Below are 21,279 nucleotides of genomic sequence, written 5' to 3' on the forward strand. Positions count from 1 at the left end.
ACGAAATGAGTGATATCGCGCTTTCCATCAGCATGTTGTCGCTGGTGGCAGTGCTGGGGCTCTGGCTGGGAAACTGGCGAGTCTATGGCGTCGGTCTCGGGATCGGAGGGGTGCTGTTCGGCGGCATCATAGTGGGCCACTTCGCCGGCCTCTCGGGGCTGGCGCTGGATGAGCAGACCCTGCACTTCATTCAGGAGTTCGGCCTGATCCTGTTTGTCTACACCATAGGTATTCAGGTCGGTCCCGGCTTCTTCTCCTCCCTGCGCAGCTCCGGCCTCAAGCTCAACGGCTTCGCTGCCCTGCTGGTACTGCTCGGCTGCGCCGTGGCGGCAGCCCTGCATCAGCTGTTCGATGTGCCGCTGCCGGTGATCCTGGGGGTCTTCTCCGGCGCCGTGACCAATACCCCCTCCCTCGGTGCCGGCCAGCAGATCCTGGCCGAGCTGGGGGCCGCCCCCGGTTCCACCGGCCTGATGGGGATGGGCTATGCGGTCGCCTATCCGTTCGGCATCTGTGGCATCTTGTTGACCATGTGGCTGATCCGCATGTTCTTTCGCATCAAGATCGACGAAGAAGCCGCCCAGTTTGAACAACAGGCCGGCAAGACCAAGGAGAGTCTGCAGACCATCAACATCGCGGTGCGCAACCCCAACATCCACGGCCTGATGCTGAGCGAGATCCCGAGTCTCGACGAGGCCGACGTCATCTGCTCGCGCCTCAAGCGCGGCGAGGAGCTGATGGTGCCGCGACCGGAGTCACGCATCGAGCTGGGCGACCTGCTGCATCTGGTGGGTGAGCGACATGCCCTGCGCAAGGTGCTGCTGGTGCTGGGGGAGGAGGTGGAGACCTCGCTCTCCACTCGTGGCACCGACTTGCGGGTGGAGCGGGTGGTGGTGACCAACGAGCAGGTGCTCGGCAAGAAGATCCGCGATCTCGACATCAAGCAGAAGTACGACGTGGTGATCTCGCGCCTCAACCGGGCCGGCATCGAGCTGGTGCCGACCAGCCAGACCAGCCTGCAGTTCGGTGACATTCTCAACCTGGTAGGGCGACTCGACGCCATCGAGGCGGTCACCAATGTGGTGGGCAACGTGCAGCAGAAACTGCAGCAGGTGCAGATGCTGCCGGTGTTTATCGGCATCGGTCTTGGCGTGTTGCTCGGCTCCATCCCCTTCTACCTGCCGGGCTTCCCGGCCGCGCTCAAGCTGGGCCTGGCGGGCGGGCCGCTGGTGGTGGCGCTGATCCTGTCGCGCATCGGCAGCATCGGCAAGCTCTACTGGTTCATGCCCCCCAGTGCCAACCTGGCGCTGCGGGAGATCGGCATAGTGCTGTTTCTGGCGGTGGTGGGCTTCAAGTCTGGCGCCGGCTTCATCGATACCCTGATCAACGGTGACGGCCCGGCCTGGGTGATGTACGGGGTGGCGATCACCCTGATCCCGCTGCTGGTGGTCGGGGTGCTGGCCCGTCTGTACGGCAAGATGAACTACCTCACCCTGTGCGGTCTGCTGGCCGGCTCCATGACGGATCCTCCCGCCCTGGCGTTTGCCAACGGCATGCATCCCACCAGTGGTGCCAGCGCGCTCTCGTACGCGACCGTCTATCCGCTGGTGATGTTTCTGCGGATCATCTCGCCCCAGTTGCTAGCCATCCTGCTGTGGGCTGGCAGCTGAATATGACCCCGAATGGGAGCACTGGAGGTGCTCCCTTCATATTTTTGCAACACATTGATCATCTTGATTTTATTTTTTATTCCCACCGCTATTGACCCTTCTGTTTAACCGACCGTTCCGGCCTCGAATCAGTCTATCCATTCGAATTTTCTAACTGGTTTCCGGCGCCATTCGCGGGCACATTAGACGGTGGAATATTGCATGCCAATAGAGCTTCAGGAGAGAACATGAGCAACCACGAAATTGCATTGGATCAGGACGTTGTCGTTACCCAGTTGAAAGGCAAGGTTTACCTGGTCGCCGCAGATGGCAGCCAGCAACCGCTCGCCGAAGGCGATATCCTGCCCAAGAATGCCGTGTTGCTCACTCCTGAGGGCGCCAGCTTCAAAGGTGGCAACCAGACTTTCACCCTGAGCCCGACCAACGAGCAGCAGGCTGAGGATGAAACGTCTCAAGAGCCGCTGCTTGCCCAGAACGTGCCGAGCGACAATCCCAATGACATTGCTGCCCTGCAGCAAGCCATTCTGGGTGGCGCCGACCCGACCAAGGCGTTTGAAGCCTCTGCTGCCGGTGGGGCTCCTGCCGCCGGTGGTGGTATTGGCGGCGTGGCCGGCGCCAGCGGCAATGGTGGTTTCGTCACCATCGACCGTACCGGCGATGCCACCATAGCGGCGGCGGGTTTTGATACGACCTATCAAACCGATGCCGGCGTGACCGCTGATGCACTGCCGGGTGAAGAGAACCGCCTGATCGATCTGGTGCCGCCGGTGATCACCGTCTCTGCGCCTGACAATACCAACGACACAACCCCGACCATCACGGGTACCACGGATGCCGCCGCCGGCAGTACCGTGACCCTGCTGGTGACCGATGCCAATGGCAACCAGCAAACCCTGATCACCACCGTCAATCCGGATGGCACTTTCAGCGTGGATGTCACCACGCCGCTGCCGGATGGTTCCTACACCGTCACGGGCAGCGTCACCGATCCGGCCGGCAACACCGGCACCGCGACCGATGACGGCAGTGTGGACAGTACCGCTCCCTCGGCACCGCAAGTGGACATCCAGGACGGGGCTGACAATGTCATCTCCGCCAATGAGCGCGAGAACGGGGTGGATGTCATCATCCGGCTGCCGGGCGATGCCAAGGCCGGCGATCGCCTCGATGTGGACTGGAATGGTGATGGCGTACCCGACTCCAGCAGAATTCTGACGACCGACGATATCGGCCGCACCCAGGTCACCCTGACCATCCCCACCACGGATCTGCCGGTCAACGGCCCCATCACGGTGGATGCCACCCTGACCGACCCGGTGGGCAACACCTCGCCCAAGGGAACCGACAACAGCGTGGTGAATGCCGCACCCCAGCCGGGCGACGACCAGTTCACCGTGGCAGAGGATGGCACCGTCACCATCAATGTGCTTGGCAACGACACGGATGCGGATGGTGATCCTCTCACCATCACCGCCATCAACGGCCAGGCCATTGCCGAAGGCGGCACGGTTGCGATCAGCAACGGCTCCGTCACCCTGAACAATGGCCAGCTGATCTTTACACCGGCTCCGGATTTCAACGGCAACATCGCATTTGAATACACAGTTACCGATGGCCTGAACAGCGCCACAGGCGGCGTGACCGGGACTGTTACGCCGGTCAACGATGCCGCGGTGATCACCGGTACCGATACCGGTGGCGTGATCGAAGACGAAACCAACCCGACCCTGACCGAGACCGGTACCCTGACCGTGTCCGACGTGGATGGGGCGGATGAAGCCAAATTTGTGGCGGGCAACGGCGTGGCCAGCGCGGGTGCGCTGGGCAGCCTCTCCATCACCGAAGGCGGCACCTGGACCTACAACGTCGACAACAGCAAGGTGCAGTACCTGGGCGAGGGTGAGACCAAGGTCGAGACCTTTGTGGTCGAGTCCGTCGATGGCACCACCCACACCGTCACCATCACCATTACTGGCGTCAACGACAGCGCCGTCATTGGTGGCACCGATACTGGTGCAGTCACCGAAGACGAGACCAACCCGACCCTGACCGAGACCGGCACCCTGACCGTGACCGACGTGGACGGCGCCGACGAGGCCAAGTTCCTGGCCGGCAACGGCACCCCGAGAGCCGGTGCGCTGGGCACCCTCTCCATCACTGAGACCGGTGCCTGGACCTACAACGTCGACAACAGCAAGGTGCAGTACCTGGGCGAGGGCGAGACCAAGGTCGAGACCTTCACCGTGGCCTCGGTCGATGGCACCACCCACACCGTCACCATCACCATCACCGGTGTAAACGACTCTGCCGTCATTGGTGGTGTCGACAGCGGCAACGTGGTGGAAGACGAAAGCAACCCGACCCTGACCGAGACCGGCACCCTGAGCGTGTCCGACGTGGATGGCGCCGACGAAGCCAAGTTCCTGGCGGGCAACGGCACTCCGAGCGCCGGTGCACTGGGCAGCCTGACCATCACCGAAGGCGGTGTCTGGACCTATAACGTCGACAACAGCAAGGTGGAGTACCTGGGCGAGGGCGAGACCAAGGTCGAGACCTTTGTGGTCAAGTCCGTGGACGGCACCGAGCACACCGTCACCGTCACCATCACCGGCACCAACGACCAGGCGATCATCAGCGGCGATGCCGAGGGCGCAGTGACCGAGGGCAATGGCAACATCGTCCTGAGTGACAGCGGTACCCTGACGGCCGTGGACGTGGACGGTAAGGATGCCGACAACACCTTCCGCACCGACGTGGCGGCGGTGGCGCACCCGACCGAGGGTGCCCCGCTGGGCAGCCTGACCATCACCGAAGGCGGTGTCTGGACCTACAACGTCGACAACAGCAAGGTGCAGTACCTGGGCGAGGGCGAGACCAAGGTCGAGACCTTCACCGTGGCCTCGGTCGATGGCACCACCCACACCGTCACCATCACCATCACCGGTGTAAACGACTCTGCCGTCATTGGTGGTGTCGACAGCGGCAACGTGGTGGAAGACGAAAGCAACCCGACCCTGACCGAGACCGGCACCCTGAGCGTGTCCGACGTGGATGGCGCCGACGAAGCCAAGTTCCTGGCGGGCAACGGCACTCCGAGCGCCGGTGCACTGGGCAGCCTGACCATCACCGAAGGCGGCGCCTGGACTTACAACGTCGACAACAGCAAGGTGCAGTACCTGGGCGAGGGTGAGACCAAGGTCGAGACCTTCACCGTGGCCTCTGTCGACGGCACTACCCATACCGTCACCATCACCATCACCGGCGTCAACGATGCCGCGGTGATCACCGGTACCGATACCGGTGGCGTGACCGAAGATGAGACCAACCCGATCCTGACCGAGACCGGCACCCTGACCGTGACCGACGTGGACGGCGCGGACGAAGCCAAGTTCCTGGCGGGCAACGGCACTCCGAGCGCCGGTGCACTGGGTAGCCTGACCATCACCGAAGGCGGTGCCTGGACCTACAACGTCGACAACAGCAAGGTGCAGTACCTGGGCGAAGGTGAGACCAAGGTCGAGACCTTTGTGGTCAAGTCCGTGGACGGCACCGAGCACACCGTCACCGTCACCATCACCGGCACCAACGACCAGGCGATCATCAGCGGCGATGCCGAGGGCGCAGTGACCGAGGGCAATGGCAACATCGTCCTGAGTGACAGCGGTACCCTGACGGCCGTGGACGTGGACGGTAAGGATGCCGACAACACCTTCCGCACCGACGTGGCGGCGGTGGCGCACCCGACCGAGGGTGCCCCGCTGGGCAGCCTGACCATCACCGAAGGCGGTGTCTGGACCTATAACGTCGACAACAGCAAGGTGGAGTACCTGGGCGAGGGCGAGACCAAGGTCGAAACCTTTGTGGTCAAGTCCGTGGACGGCACCGAGCACACCGTCACCGTCACCATCACCGGCACCAACGACCAGGCGATCATCAGCGGCGATGCCGAGGGCGCAGTGACCGAGGGCAATGGCAACATCGTCCTGAGTGACAGCGGTACCCTGACGGCCGTGGACGTGGACGGTAAGGATGCCGACAACACCTTCCGCACCGACGTGGCGGCGGTGGCGCACCCGACCGAGGGTGCCCCGCTGGGCAGCCTGACCATCACCGAAGGCGGTGTCTGGACCTATAACGTCGACAACAGCAAGGTGGAGTACCTGGGCGAGGGCGAGACCAAGGTCGAGACCTTTGTGGTCAAGTCCGTGGACGGCACCGAGCACACCGTCACCGTCACCATCACCGGCACCAACGACCAGGCGATCATCAGCGGCGATGCCGAGGGCGCAGTGACCGAGGGCAATGGCAACATCGTCCTGAGTGACAGCGGTACCCTGACGGCCGTGGACGTGGACGGTAAGGATGCCGACAACACCTTCCGCACCGACGTGGCGGCGGTGGCGCACCCGACCGAGGGTGCCCCGCTGGGCAGCCTGACCATCACCGAAGGCGGTGTCTGGACCTATAACGTCGACAACAGCAAGGTGGAGTACCTGGGCGAGGGCGAGACCAAGGTCGAGACCTTTGTGGTCAAGTCCGTGGACGGCACCGAGCACACCGTCACCGTCACCATCACCGGCACCAACGACCAGGCGATCATCAGCGGCGATGCCGAGGGCGCAGTGACCGAGGGCAATGGCAACATCGTCCTGAGTGACAGCGGTACCCTGACGGCCGTGGACGTGGACGGTAAGGATGCCGACAACACCTTCCGCACCGACGTGGCGGCGGTGGCGCACCCGACCGAGGGTGCCCCGCTGGGCAGCCTGACCATCACCGAAGGCGGTGTCTGGACCTATAACGTCGACAACAGCAAGGTGGAGTACCTGGGCGAGGGCGAGACCAAGGTCGAAACCTTTGTGGTCAAGTCCGTGGACGGCACCGAGCACACCGTCACCGTCACCATCACCGGCACCAACGACCAGGCGATCATCAGCGGCGATGCCGAGGGCGCAGTGACCGAGGGCAATGGCAACATCGTCCTGAGTGACAGCGGTACCCTGACGGCCGTGGACGTGGACGGTAAGGATGCCGACAACACCTTCCGCACCGACGTGGCGGCGGTGGCGCACCCGACCGAGGGTGCCCCGCTGGGCAGCCTGACCATCACCGAAGGCGGTGTCTGGACCTATAACGTCGACAACAGCAAGGTGGAGTACCTGGGCGAGGGCGAGACCAAGGTCGAGACCTTTGTGGTCAAGTCCGTGGACGGCACCGAGCACACCGTCACCGTCACCATCACCGGCACCAACGACCAGGCGATCATCAGCGGCGATGCCGAGGGCGCAGTGACCGAGGGCAATGGCAACATCGTCCTGAGTGACAGCGGTACCCTGACGGCTGTGGACGTGGACGGTAAGGATGCCGACAACACCTTCCGCACCGACGTGGCGGCGGTGGCGCACCCGACCGAGGGTGCCCCGCTGGGCAGCCTGACCATCACCGAAGGCGGTGTCTGGACCTACAACGTCGACAACAGCAAGGTGCAGTACCTGGGCGAGGGCGAGACCAAGGTCGAGACCTTCACCGTGGCCTCGGTCGATGGCACCACCCACACCGTCACCATCACCATCACCGGTGTAAACGACTCTGCCGTCATTGGTGGTGTCGACAGCGGCAACGTGGTGGAAGACGAAAGCAACCCGACCCTGACCGAGACCGGCACCCTGAGCGTGTCCGACGTGGATGGCGCCGACGAAGCCAAGTTCCTGGCGGGCAACGGCACTCCGAGCGCCGGTGCACTGGGCAGCCTGACCATCACCGAAGGCGGCGCCTGGACTTACAACGTCGACAACAGCAAGGTGCAGTACCTGGGCGAGGGTGAGACCAAGGTCGAGACCTTCACCGTGGCCTCTGTCGACGGCACTACCCATACCGTCACCATCACCATCACCGGCGTCAACGATGCCGCGGTGATCACCGGTACCGATACCGGTGGCGTGACCGAAGATGAGACCAACCCGATCCTGACCGAGACCGGCACCCTGACCGTGACCGACGTGGACGGCGCGGACGAAGCCAAGTTCCTGGCGGGCAACGGCACTCCGAGCGCCGGTGCACTGGGTAGCCTGACCATCACCGAAGGCGGTGCCTGGACCTATAACGTCGACAACAGCAAGGTGCAGTACCTGGGCGAAGGTGAGACCAAGGTCGAGACCTTTGTGGTCAAGTCCGTGGACGGCACCGAGCACACCGTCACCGTCACCATCACCGGCACCAACGACCAGGCGATCATCAGCGGCGATGCCGAGGGCGCAGTGACCGAGGGCAATGGCAACATCGTCCTGAGTGACAGCGGTACCCTGACGGCCGTGGACGTGGACGGTAAGGATGCCGACAACACCTTCCGCACCGACGTGGCGGCGGTGGCGCACCCGACCGAGGGTGCCCCGCTGGGCAGCCTGACCATCACCGAAGGCGGTGTCTGGACCTATAACGTCGACAACAGCAAGGTGGAGTACCTGGGCGAGGGCGAGACCAAGGTCGAAACCTTTGTGGTCAAGTCCGTGGACGGCACCGAGCACACCGTCACCGTCACCATCACCGGCACCAACGACCAGGCGATCATCAGCGGCGATGCCGAGGGCGCAGTGACCGAGGGCAATGGCAACATCGTCCTGAGTGACAGCGGTACCCTGACGGCCGTGGACGTGGACGGTAAGGATGCCGACAACACCTTCCGCACCGACGTGGCGGCGGTGGCGCACCCGACCGAGGGTGCCCCGCTGGGCAGCCTGACCATCACCGAAGGCGGTGTCTGGACCTATAACGTCGACAACAGCAAGGTGGAGTACCTGGGCGAGGGCGAGACCAAGGTCGAGACCTTTGTGGTCAAGTCCGTGGACGGCACCGAGCACACCGTCACCGTCACCATCACCGGCACCAACGACCAGGCGATCATCAGCGGCGATGCCGAGGGCGCAGTGACCGAGGGCAATGGCAACATCGTCCTGAGTGACAGCGGTACCCTGACGGCCGTGGACGTGGACGGTAAGGATGCCGACAACACCTTCCGCACCGACGTGGCGGCGGTGGCGCACCCGACCGAGGGTGCCCCGCTGGGCAGCCTGACCATCACCGAAGGCGGTGTCTGGACCTATAACGTCGACAACAGCAAGGTGGAGTACCTGGGCGAGGGCGAGACCAAGGTCGAGACCTTTGTGGTCAAGTCCGTGGACGGCACCGAGCACACCGTCACCGTCACCATCACCGGCACCAACGACCAGGCGATCATCAGCGGCGATGCCGAGGGCGCAGTGACCGAGGGCAATGGCAACATCGTCCTGAGTGACAGCGGTACCCTGACGGCTGTGGACGTGGACGGTAAGGATGCCGACAACACCTTCCGCACCGACGTGGCGGCGGTGGCGCACCCGACCGAGGGTGCCCCGCTGGGCAGCCTGACCATCACCGAAGGCGGTGTCTGGACCTATAACGTCGACAACAGCAAGGTGGAGTACCTGGGCGAGGGCGAGACCAAGGTCGAAACCTTTGTGGTCAAGTCCGTGGACGGCACCGAGCACACCGTCACCGTCACCATCACCGGCACCAACGACCAGGCGATCATCAGCGGCGATGCCGAGGGCGCAGTGACCGAGGGCAATGGCAACATCGTCCTGAGTGACAGCGGTACCCTGACGGCCGTGGACGTGGACGGTAAGGATGCCGACAACACCTTCCGCACCGACGTGGCGGCGGTGGCGCACCCGACCGAGGGTGCCCCGCTGGGCAGCCTGACCATCACCGAAGGCGGTGTCTGGACCTATAACGTCGACAACAGCAAGGTGGAGTACCTGGGCGAGGGCGAGACCAAGGTCGAGACCTTTGTGGTCAAGTCCGTGGACGGCACCGAGCACACCGTCACCGTCACCATCACCGGCACCAACGACCAGGCGATCATCAGCGGCGATGCCGAGGGCGCAGTGACCGAGGGCAATGGCAACATCGTCCTGAGTGACAGCGGTACCCTGACGGCCGTGGACGTGGACGGTAAGGATGCCGACAACACCTTCCGCACCGACGTGGCGGCGGTGGCGCACCCGACCGAGGGTGCCCCGCTGGGCAGCCTGACCATCACCGAAGGCGGTGTCTGGACCTATAACGTCGACAACAGCAAGGTGGAGTACCTGGGCGAGGGCGAGACCAAGGTCGAGACCTTTGTGGTCAAGTCCGTGGACGGCACCGAGCACACCATCACCGTCACCATCACCGGCACCAACGACCAGGCGATCATCAGCGGCGATGCCGAGGGCGCAGTGACCGAGGGCAATGGCAACATCGTCCTGAGTGACAGCGGTACCCTGACGGCCGTGGACGTGGACGGTAAGGATGCCGACAACACCTTCCGCACCGACGTGGCGGCGGTGGCGCACCCGACCGAGGGTGCCCCGCTGGGCAGCCTGACCATCACCGAAGGCGGTGTCTGGACCTATAACGTCGACAACAGCAAGGTGGAGTACCTGGGCGAGGGCGAGACCAAGGTCGAGACCTTCACCGTGGCCTCGGTCGATGGCACCACCCACACCGTCACCGTCACCATCACCGGCACCAACGACCAGGCGATCATCAGCGGCGATGCCGAGGGCGCAGTGACCGAGGGCAATGGCAACATCGTCCTGAGTGACAGCGGTACCCTGACGGCCGTGGACGTGGACGGTAAGGATGCCGACAACACCTTCCGCACCGACGTGGCGGCGGTGGCGCACCCGACCGAGGGTGCCCCGCTGGGCAGCCTGACCATCACCGAAGGCGGTGTCTGGACCTATAACGTCGACAACAGCAAGGTGGAGTACCTGGGCGAGGGCGAGACCAAGGTCGAAACCTTTGTGGTCAAGTCCGTGGACGGCACCGAGCACACCGTCACCGTCACCATCACCGGCACCAACGACCAGGCGATCATCAGCGGCGATGCCGAGGGCGCAGTGACCGAGGGCAATGGCAACATCGTCCTGAGTGACAGCGGTACCCTGACGGCCGTGGACGTGGACGGTAAGGATGCCGACAACACCTTCCGCACCGACGTGGCGGCGGTGGCGCACCCGACCGAGGGTGCCCCGCTGGGCAGCCTGACCATCACCGAAGGCGGTGTCTGGACCTATAACGTCGACAACAGCAAGGTGGAGTACCTGGGCGAGGGCGAGACCAAGGTCGAAACCTTTGTGGTCAAGTCCGTGGACGGCACCGAGCACACCGTCACCGTCACCATCACCGGCACCAACGACCAGGCGATCATCAGCGGCGATGCCGAGGGCGCAGTGACCGAGGGCAATGGCAACATCGTCCTGAGTGACAGCGGTACCCTGACGGCCGTGGACGTGGACGGTAAGGATGCCGACAACACCTTCCGCACCGACGTGGCGGCGGTGGCGCACCCGACCGAGGGTGCCCCGCTGGGCAGCCTGACCATCACCGAAGGCGGTGTCTGGACCTATAACGTCGACAACAGCAAGGTGGAGTACCTGGGCGAGGGCGAGACCAAGGTCGAGACCTTTGTGGTCAAGTCCGTGGACGGCACCGAGCACACCGTCACCGTCACCATCACCGGCACCAACGACCAGGCGATCATCAGCGGCGATGCCGAGGGCGCAGTGACCGAGGGCAATGGCAACATCGTCCTGAGTGACAGCGGTACCCTGACGGCCGTGGACGTGGACGGTAAGGATGCCGACAACACCTTCCGCACCGACGTGGCGGCGGTGGCGCACCCGACCGAGGGTGCCCCGCTGGGCAGCCTGACCATCACCGAAGGCGGTGTCTGGACCTATAACGTCGACAACAGCAAGGTGGAGTACCTGGGCGAGGGCGAGACCAAGGTCGAGACCTTTGTGGTCAAGTCCGTGGACGGCACCGAGCACACCGTCACCGTCACCATCACCGGCACCAACGACCAGGCGATCATCAGCGGCGATGCCGAGGGCGCAGTGACCGAGGGCAATGGCAACATCGTCCTGAGTGACAGCGGTACCCTGACGGCCGTGGACGTGGACGGTAAGGATGCCGACAACACCTTCCGCACCGACGTGGCGGCGGTGGCGCACCCGACCGAGGGTGCCCCGCTGGGCAGCCTGACCATCACCGAAGGCGGTGTCTGGACCTATAACGTCGACAACAGCAAGGTGGAGTACCTGGGCGAGGGCGAGACCAAGGTCGAGACCTTTGTGGTCAAGTCCGTGGACGGCACCGAGCACACCGTCACCGTCACCATCACCGGCACCAACGACCAGGCGATCATCAGCGGCGATGCCGAGGGCGCAGTGACCGAGGGCAATGGCAACATCGTCCTGAGTGACAGCGGTACCCTGACGGCCGTGGACGTGGACGGTAAGGATGCCGACAACACCTTCCGCACCGACGTGGCGGCGGTGGCGCACCCGACCGAGGGTGCCCCGCTGGGCAGCCTGACCATCACCGAAGGCGGTGTCTGGACCTATAACGTCGACAACAGCAAGGTGGAGTACCTGGGCGAGGGCGAGACCAAGGTCGAGACCTTTGTGGTCAAGTCCGTGGACGGCACCGAGCACACCATCACCGTCACCATCACCGGCACCAACGACCAGGCGATCATCAGCGGCGATGCCGAGGGCGCAGTGACCGAGGGCAATGGCAACATCGTCCTGAGTGACAGCGGTACCCTGACGGCCGTGGACGTGGACGGTAAGGATGCCGACAACACCTTCCGCACCGACGTGGCGGCGGTGGCGCACCCGACCGAGGGTGCCCCGCTGGGCAGCCTGACCATCACCGAAGGCGGTGTCTGGACCTATAACGTCGACAACAGCAAGGTGGAGTACCTGGGCGAGGGCGAGACCAAGGTCGAGACCTTTGTGGTCAAGTCCGTGGACGGCACCGAGCACACCGTCACCGTCACCATCACCGGCACCAACGACCAGGCGATCATCAGCGGCGATGCCGAGGGCGCAGTGACCGAGGGCAATGGCAACATCGTCCTGAGTGACAGCGGTACCCTGACGGCCGTGGACGTGGACGGTAAGGATGCCGACAACACCTTCCGCACCGACGTGGCGGCGGTGGCGCACCCGACCGAGGGTGCCCCGCTGGGCAGCCTGACCATCACCGAAGGCGGTGTCTGGACCTATAACGTCGACAACAGCAAGGTGGAGTACCTGGGCGAGGGCGAGACCAAGGTCGAAACCTTTGTGGTCAAGTCCGTGGACGGCACCGAGCACACCGTCACCGTCACCATCACCGGCACCAACGACCAGGCGATCATCAGCGGCGATGCCGAGGGCGCAGTGACCGAGGGCAATGGCAACATCGTCCTGAGTGACAGCGGTACCCTGACGGCCGTGGACGTGGACGGTAAGGATGCCGACAACACCTTCCGCACCGACGTGGCGGCGGTGGCGCACCCGACCGAGGGTGCCCCGCTGGGCAGCCTGACCATCACCGAAGGCGGTGTCTGGACCTATAACGTCGACAACAGCAAGGTGGAGTACCTGGGCGAGGGCGAGACCAAGGTCGAGACCTTTGTGGTCAAGTCCGTGGACGGCACCGAGCACACCATCACCGTCACCATCACCGGCACCAACGACCAGGCGATCATCAGCGGCGATGCCGAGGGCGCAGTGACCGAGGGCAATGGCAACATCGTCCTGAGTGACAGCGGTACCCTGACGGCCGTGGACGTGGACGGTAAGGATGCCGACAACACCTTCCGCACCGACGTGGCGGCGGTGGCGCACCCGACCGAGGGTGCCCCGCTGGGCAGCCTGACCATCACCGAAGGCGGTGTCTGGACCTATAACGTCGACAACAGCAAGGTGGAGTACCTGGGCGAGGGCGAGACCAAGGTCGAAACCTTTGTGGTCAAGTCCGTGGACGGCACCGAGCACACCGTCACCGTCACCATCACCGGCACCAACGACGCACCGACCCTGAATATCGACAAGGGGGTTGTGGTCTCTGAAGAGGGGCTTGCCGGCGGCATTGCCGATACGGCGGGCAGCAGCGATACCACCGACAGCGTGGCCGCCAGCGGCAAGATCACGGTCGGCGACGTCGACAGCCAGGATACCCTCACCATCAGCCTGAACGGGCCGGCTGGCCTGACGGCTGGCGGTGCCGCGGTGCAGTGGAGTTGGAATGCCGCTACTAAGGTGTTGACCGGTTATACCGGCATTCCGGGCGGCGCCGATTACAAGGCGGTCATGGATGTGAAACTGACCGCGCCTGCCGGCAACGGCAAGGGCGACTGGAGCTACGACGTGACGCTCAAGGCCCCGCTGGATCATCCGGTCAAGGGCAGTGAAGACGTACTCAACTTCCAGATCGGTGTGACCGTATCGGATGGCAAGACCACCACCACCGGCAGCCTGCCCATTTCGGTCGAGGACGACTCACCGGTGGCTGGCGACATGGCGGCCGTCTCTGTCATCAAGACCAACATCCCGGATACTCTGACCGGCCTGTTTGATCTGACCAAGTACAGTGGCAGCAACCAGATGACCCTGAACGTGAGCGGTTTCAGCATCACGGCGCTGGGCTTTACCTCATCGACCAACTCGGCCCTGACGACGGCCAATGTCAACGGTTCCAGCGCCGGTCTGGGGGTTTCCAGCGTCGGTTCACCGAACCACAACCTCGCCAACGAGGTGGACTTCCGCCACTTTGCAAATGGTACTTCTGCTTCCGAGCAGCTGATCGTCAAGCTGGATGCGGGCAAGGTGGCCTATGGCGCCAACATCAAGTTCAGCCAGATGTTCGGTGGCGAGCTGGAGAGCGGCGTGGTCGAGTTCTACCGCGGTGGCGTGCTGATCGGTACCCAGACCTTCAGTTCCAACGCGGCGGGTGGCGACTATGCCGAGAACTTCCAGGTACAGCAGGGCGGCTTCGATACCATGGTCATCAAGGCCACCAACAATGGTAACGGCCTCTATGGCGACAACAGCGACTTCACCGTGAAGAGCATCGAGTTCCTCGGGGCGACTACGGCGCCGGCCATTGCCTACGGTTCCGGCACGGTCACTCCGCAGTGGGGTGCAGACGGCAAGGGCTACATGCAGCTGGTCGGTTCTACCGAGACCGGGCTGACCACGGCGACCAGCAAGCTGATCACCACCACGATGGAATCGGCCAATACCCTGGTCGGCAAGGCCAGTGATGGCACCCTGGTGTTCCGTCTGGAATTTACCCCGGCCACCGGCAAGTGGGAGTTCTTCCAGTATCAGAACATGTCCAAGCCGCTGGGAGATGGCGACATCGACTTCCAGATCAAGGTGGTGGATGGCGACGGCGACTACAGCCTGGGCTCTTTCGCAACCAAGCCGCTGTTTACGCCTATCGTACAGTCGGTCTCCAGCGAGAGTGCGGCCGAGGGCGGCAACCTGCTGCACACGGTGACGCTGTCGGATGCGACCCAGGAAGCGACCCAGTATGACTTCGGCATCAAGGGCAGCGGTACCAACCCGGCTTCCAGCCTTGACTGGGGTACTGCCCAGTTCAGCAACGGGGTGACCTACAACAGCGCCACCGGCAAGATCACCGTGCCGGCCGGGGTGTCGGGCTTTACCGTGGCCATCCCGACGGTGGACGATCGTCTGGTCGAAGCGAATGAGACCCTGACGGTGACTGTGGGCGGTCAGAACGGCATCGGTACCATCATCGACAACGATCGTGCGCCGACGGCGGCCGGGGGCCATAGTGCCGGGCAGGAAGACAAGCCCCAGGTGCTGACCTGGGCCCAGTTCGGTGCCAGCGATGATCAGGTTACGAGCGATCTCAGTGTGAAGATCGGCACTCTGCCTCTCAGTGGCAAGCTCGAGTACCTCAATGCTGCAGGCCAGTGGGTTGCCGTGTCGAGTGGTGCCCTCATCTCTTATGCCGATGTGAGTGCTGGCCATCTGCGCTTCGTGCCTGGGGTGAACGAGTCGAGCTCAAGTGCCAGCGATGGCGGCGGTGTCGTCATCGGTAACATGAAGGGGGACTACGCCAGCTTCGATTATCAGATCAGCGACGGTGCCAACCTCAGCAACAGCGGCAAGCTGGTGATCGATATTGATGCGGTAGCAGATAGACCCACGGTCAATGTCACCCTAACGGGGAATGGCATACCGTCTTACAACCTGAGCTTCCCGAGCGCGAGCGTCACCACGGATCAGTTCCAGTCAGGTAATTTCAACAAGACGGCTTTTGGCATCACCAATTGGCTGACAGACAGTAGCAGTGGTCAGGAGCGGGTTGATGGCACCAAGGTCAACGACTATATCGTCAGTGTGAAGGGCGGCGGTGACCACTTTGTCGGTGGCCTAGGCAATGACGTGCTGGTCGGTGGCAATTCTGTGACGGGTGATACCCTCGACGGGGGAGACGGCAATGATGTGCTGGTATCGGGCCTCGGCAGCGACGGCCTCTATGGTGGTGCCGGTACTGATATCGCGGTGCTGACTGGCAACCGTGCCGACTACGCCATCAAGAAGGGCAGCGGATATTCGGTCAATGATCGCTGGTTCGACTTCTCCGTCACGGAGAAGGGCGCCGGCATCACCAAGGCACTGCACGACGTGGAGTATGTCCAGTTTGCCGACGGTATCTACCAGCTCAACCAGAGCACGGGTGAGCTGACCCTGGTACAGCCAGTGGTTGTTGATTACCCGCTGGAGGTGAGTGCCTCCCTGACCGACCGGGATGGCAGCGAAGTGCTCGATAGCTTAGTACTGAGCGGGATTCCGAAGGGAGCTGAACTCTACAGCGGTAGTCAGTTGCTGGGCACCGTCGGAGTTGATGGCCAGCTCATTCTCACCGCCAGCAGCGGTCTGTGGAATACGAGTGCGCTGGATGTGAAGCTGACCGGACTGACTCTGCGAGTGCCGGGCGGCAGCGCCGGTCTGGTGGATCTCCAGGTGGATGCTACCGCCAAGGAGGTGGGTACCGATCAGACCAGTACCGCGACCGACAGTGACAGCATTCGTCTGAGCTACTTCCAATCCACCGAAGGGGAGCCGGGGGATCAAAACCGTATCTACGGCAGCGAGCACAATATCGTGGTCGGGGATCTGGATGGCAGCGTGGTGCTGCCGGGCCAGAACTACAACATCGCCTTCATGGTCGACAGCTCGGGCAGTATCGGCACCAGTGCCATGAACACCATCAAGAGTCAGCTGGCACAGGTGTTCTCCAGCCTCAAGGCGAGCGCTGGGACCGATGGGGCCGGGATGGTCAACATCTTCCTAGTGGACTTCGACACCATGGCCAACAAATCGGTCAGCGTGAACCTGAAGGACAGCAATGCCCTGAGCCAGCTGCAAGCCATTCTCGACAGCATGGATGGCAGCACCAACAGTGGCGGTGGTACCAACTACGAAGATGTATTCAAGACCACGGCCAACTGGTTCAACAGCTCAACCACTCAAGGTAACACCAATGCCAAGAACCTGACCTACTTCATTACCGATGGTAAGCCGACTTACTATCTCAGTAGTGAGGGTAGCAATCCGCTGATCGATGACTATCCGAATGATTCTCGTGATGTCTATCTCAATCAGCTGCTGCAGAATGGCTATGTGCCAGGTCAAGTTTACAAGAGCAGCGGATATACCATTATCGATGCTCAGGGGGCCGTGTATAAGGTCGATACCAAAGGCGCGTCAACCAAGATTGGCTATATGCGTCCCGATGGTCTGGGTGGTTATACCTACTCGACATTGGACGGTGATGGCCGTAATACCACCAATACTACGATTACGAACTCCGTTGCCGGCTTTGCCTTGCTGACAGGAATGGGGGTTACGGTAGAAGCGATCGGACTGGGAGCCAACATCTCCTACAACGATCTCAAGTCCTACGACTCTGACGGCGTCATCATGACCGGTGTCAACGCCAACGACCTGGCCAACGCCATTCTGGGTACCTCGGTGAACAACCTGCCGGGCAGCGACCGGATCGACGGCGGTGCCGGTGACGACATCCTGTTCGGTGATGCGATCCACTTTGCCGGTATCAACGGTGAAGGCTACGCGGCCATCAAGCAGTATGTGGCCGGCAAGCTGAGCGCAGGCTCGGTGACCGATGCCCAGGTCCATGACTACATCACGGACCATGCCAGCGAGTTTGATCAGTCCTCCAGCAACGACAAGGCAGACGTGCTGATCGGCGGGGATGGCAACGACATCCTGTTCGGTCAGGGTGGCGATGACTTCCTGTTTGGCGGGGCCGGCAACGACATCCTGTTCGGTGGTGCCGGCAACGACACCCTGTACGGCGAGAGCGGCAACGATACCCTGTACGGTGGCAGCGGCAACGATACCCTGTTTGGCGGCATCGGCGACGATACCCTGAGCGGTGGTCTGGGCAACGACATCCTGGTCGGCGGGCTTGGCAATGACATCCTCAAGGGGGATGGCGGCGCCGATACCTTCACCTGGCTGCAGGGCGATACAGCTGCGGGCAGCGTGGCCAAGGACTACGTGGTCGACTTCTCCAAGGCGGAAGGTGACAAGCTGGATCTGAGCGACCTGCTGGATCACGACGGTTCTCGCAACCAGAACGATCTGAAGAGCCTGCTCTCGGTCTTCCAGGACAGTGAAGGGGTGCATCTGCAGGTCAAGGAGAGCAGCGCTGCCCCCGTGACCCAGGAGATAGTGCTGATGAACCACACGTTCGACAGCCTCACCGGCAGTGCGGCGGCCACCTCGTCTCAGGTGATCGACTACATGCTCAACAACAACATGCTGGATATCGACAAGTAATCCGGTCGACCCCAGGCAAAAAGCGGCAGAGCAATCTGCCGCTTTTTTATTAGCGTTGTTTTCCCGTCCTGAATATGATTTACACCTTGCTTTCGGTTATACCGAGACCTCGATGGAATAAGACATGGAGCAAATACAGTGTAACTGCTTACTGAGTTTTAAACTGGCTTCGGTCGTGTAGATTGAAAAAGGTAAGCTGACATAGAAACAGGTACAAGTTTGTTATCGGGCCTGACTAGATTTTGCCGGCGGTGTCTGAGCTAATTCGGGGGCTGATATTATCTGTCTGCCGGACAAGAGCGAACCTTTAAACCTTAGTTTGGTGATGAATACCTGTTCACGTAAGGAAGTTGGCTACCACTCTGACTTGGGGGGCAATATTACTCGCTCTTGTGTCCGTCGGTGCATGAGTGGCACAGGCTCCAGTACTCGATGACGGATGGCTATGGCTGATATCAGGATACATAGGCGGAACGGGCGACCGAGATTTTGCAAGGAGAGTTGCTGTTACAAAGCCCTCGGAACCAGGCACAAGCGGGGGAAATGGTACATGACCTGAAGTGACCACATCAGGCATTGAAATACAAAGCCCCCGATGTGGCGCATCAGGGGTTTTCAGTGCTAAAAATGTGCGAACCTATTTCGGGGCTAGACACATTATTATTCCTGCGTTGGTTCAGGTTGGGAAGGGGGCCGGAGCCTCGAAGGTCATCCGTTCGCCGCTGCGCGGGTGGGTAATGGTCAGGCTGGCTGCATGCAGATAGAGGTGCGGTGCCGCCGCCAGCGCCTCCGGATTGGCGTAGAGGTTATCCCCGAGGATGGGGTGCCCCAGCTCCAGCATATGAACCCGTAGCTGATGGGAGCGACCGGTAATGGGGGTCAGCTTGATCAAGCTGTTGCCATTTTCCACCTTCAGCTTCTGCCACAAGGTCAGGGCGTGACGCCCCTCCTCAAAGTCCACCTTCTGCTTCGGGCGGTTGGGCCAGTCGACACAGAGCGGCAGATCCACTTCACCCGCATCCAGTTTCGGCTCGCCCCACACCCAGGCCAGATAGTGCTTCTCGGTTTCCCGCTCGCGGAATTGCCGGCTCAGCTCCCGGTGAGAGTTGGGATTGAGGGGGATCACCAGCACACCTGTGGTCGCCATGTCGAGACGATGGGCTGCCGCCGCCTTGGGGTGCTGTTGTTTCACCCGATGGAGCACGCTGTCTTCATTCTCGGGGCCGCGCCCAGGGACGCTCAGCAGGCCAGTGGGCTTGTTGACCACCATGATGTCCTTGTCCTTGAACAGGATATCGAGCCAGGGTTCCAGGGGCGGTGAGTATACAAACATAGCGTCTCGCATCTTTGGTCAAAGCGGGGGCAAGCCCCCATCAGTTATGGATTACCACGATAAAAGTGCATGGCTGCCAACTCGCGTTGGGTCTGGTCGTTATCAACCAGACGATGCCTGCACAGTTTTATCAGTTATGGGTAACCACGATAAAAAGTGCATGGTATCCAACTCGCGTTGGGTCTGGTTGTTAGTAACCAGACGATGCCTTCACCGTTTTATCAGTTATGGGTAACCACGATAAAGCGGATGGCATCCAGCTTGAGTTGGGTCTGGTCGATCAGGTGGTGCAATTCTGCCTGCAGATTGCGCAGATAATCCAGTTCGCTGTCGCGCACGTTCGGGTTGACCGCCTTGAGCGCCTCCAGACGATCGAGATCCTGCTGCAGAGTTTGCGCCATCTGAGAACGGGCCTGGTCGACAATATTCGCCTTCAGTCCTTCGGCAATCGCCTGACCCTGGCCAATCAGACCGTGGATCACTGGCTGGGAAGCGGTGACCAGTTTGCTGCCCAGGTGGCGGTTGACCGGCGTCAGCTGGCGGTTGAAGGCATCGAACGCCACCTTCTCACCCAGGTTGTTGCCGTTCTTGTCCATCAGCAGCCGGATCGGGGTAGGCGGCATGAAGCGGTAGAGCTGGGGATGAGCTGCAGACTCGGCAACGAAAATCAGTTCCAGCAGGATGGAACCGACCGGCAACGCCTTGTTCTTGAGCAGGGCCACCGAGGTGGCACCGATCTCTGAACCCAGGATCAGGTCGATACCGCCGCGCATCATGGGGTGATCCCAAGAGAGGAACGACATGTCGTCCCGCGACAGGGCGGTGGTACGATCGAAGGTAATGGTCATGCCGTCTTGCGGCAGTCCCGGGAAGCTCGGCACCAGCATGTGATCGCCCGGCATCAGCACCAGAGCGTTCTCGCCACGATCATCCTGATTGACGCCGATCTCGTCGAACATCTTGAGGGCGAAGGAGATCATGCCGGTGTCGTCATCTTCGGCGGCCAGCTTCTCGACCAGTTGTTTGGCGGCTTCGCCACCGCTGGAGTGGATCTCCAGCAGACGATCACGGCCCTGTTCCAGACTGGCCTTGAGGGGCTCGTGCAGCTCGCGGGTGCGGGTCAGCAGCGCTTCGAGGGTTGCCTGCTCACCGGTGTTGGCGGCCAGCAGCTCGAACAGCTCGTCACGCACCGCTTCAAACACCGGGCGGGCGGTCGGGCAGGTCTGCTCGAACGCATCGAGGCCATCGTGATACCAGAGTTGCAGGGCGCGCTGGGAAGTGCCCTCCAGATAGGGAACGTGGATCTCGACGGTATTCTGCTGACCGATGCGATCCAGTCGGCCGATCCGCTGCTCCAGCAGATCCGGGTTGAGAGGCAGATCGAACAGCACCAGATGGCTGGCAAACTGGAAATTGCGCCCCTCGGAGCCGATCTCGGAGCAGAGCAGCACCTGGGCGCCCCCCTCAGCTTGAGCGAAATAGGCGGAGGCCTTGTCCCGTTCCAGGATGGACATCCCTTCGTGGAAGACGGCGGCGCGGATCCCCTCGCGGGTACGCACGGCCTCTTCAAGCGCGA

4 protein-coding genes (1 of these 4 cut by a window edge) are annotated in these 21,279 nt (G+C 62.2%); 2 read left to right on the forward strand and 2 right to left on the reverse strand.

Features of this window, described 5'->3' with window-relative positions; translation table 11 throughout:
• Window positions 1-5: 5 nt before the first annotated feature.
• Window positions 6-1,667, forward strand: coding sequence for a putative transporter (locus I6L38_RS01080; protein WP_042005943.1), 1,662 nt, complete (start codon window positions 6-8; stop codon window positions 1,665-1,667).
• A gap of 227 nt (window positions 1,668-1,894) precedes the next feature.
• Window positions 1,895-18,370 carry a VCBS domain-containing protein gene (locus I6L38_RS22550; protein WP_254204175.1) on the forward strand — a complete coding sequence of 5,492 codons (16,476 nt, stop codon included), beginning with the start codon at window positions 1,895-1,897 and terminating at the stop codon, window positions 18,368-18,370.
• A 676-nt stretch (window positions 18,371-19,046) separates the two neighbouring features.
• Here the strand turns inward: I6L38_RS22550 and rluA are convergent.
• Both rluA and rapA read right to left on the reverse strand, forming a co-directional pair.
• Window positions 19,047-19,703, reverse strand: coding sequence for a bifunctional tRNA pseudouridine(32) synthase/23S rRNA pseudouridine(746) synthase RluA (rluA, locus tag I6L38_RS01150; protein WP_201883181.1), 657 nt, complete (start codon window positions 19,701-19,703; stop codon window positions 19,047-19,049).
• 221 nt (window positions 19,704-19,924) lie between these two features.
• On the reverse strand, window positions 19,925-21,279 hold the final stretch of the coding sequence (gene rapA / locus I6L38_RS01155) for an RNA polymerase-associated protein RapA (protein ID WP_043172014.1). The gene runs 1,513 nt beyond the window's last position; only the last 1,355 of its 2,868 coding nucleotides appear in the window; its start codon lies beyond the right edge, outside the window; its stop codon occupies window positions 19,925-19,927.

Origin of the sequence: Aeromonas sp. FDAARGOS 1408, from assembly GCF_019048665.1 — a bacterium.
Taxonomy (GTDB): Bacteria; Pseudomonadota; Gammaproteobacteria; order Enterobacterales; family Aeromonadaceae; genus Aeromonas; species Aeromonas dhakensis.

What these genes read in the sequence shown, in the direction of transcription:
- I6L38_RS01080 (WP_042005943.1), top strand. Translation starts at nt 6, where the DNA reads ATGAGTGATATCGCGCTTTCCATCAGCATGTTGTCGCTGGTGGCAGTG.
- rluA (WP_201883181.1), bottom strand. Translation starts at nt 19,703, where the DNA reads ATGTTTGTATACTCACCGCCCCTGGAACCCTGGCTCGATATCCTGTTC.
- I6L38_RS22550 (WP_254204175.1), top strand. Translation starts at nt 1,895, where the DNA reads ATGAGCAACCACGAAATTGCATTGGATCAGGACGTTGTCGTTACCCAG.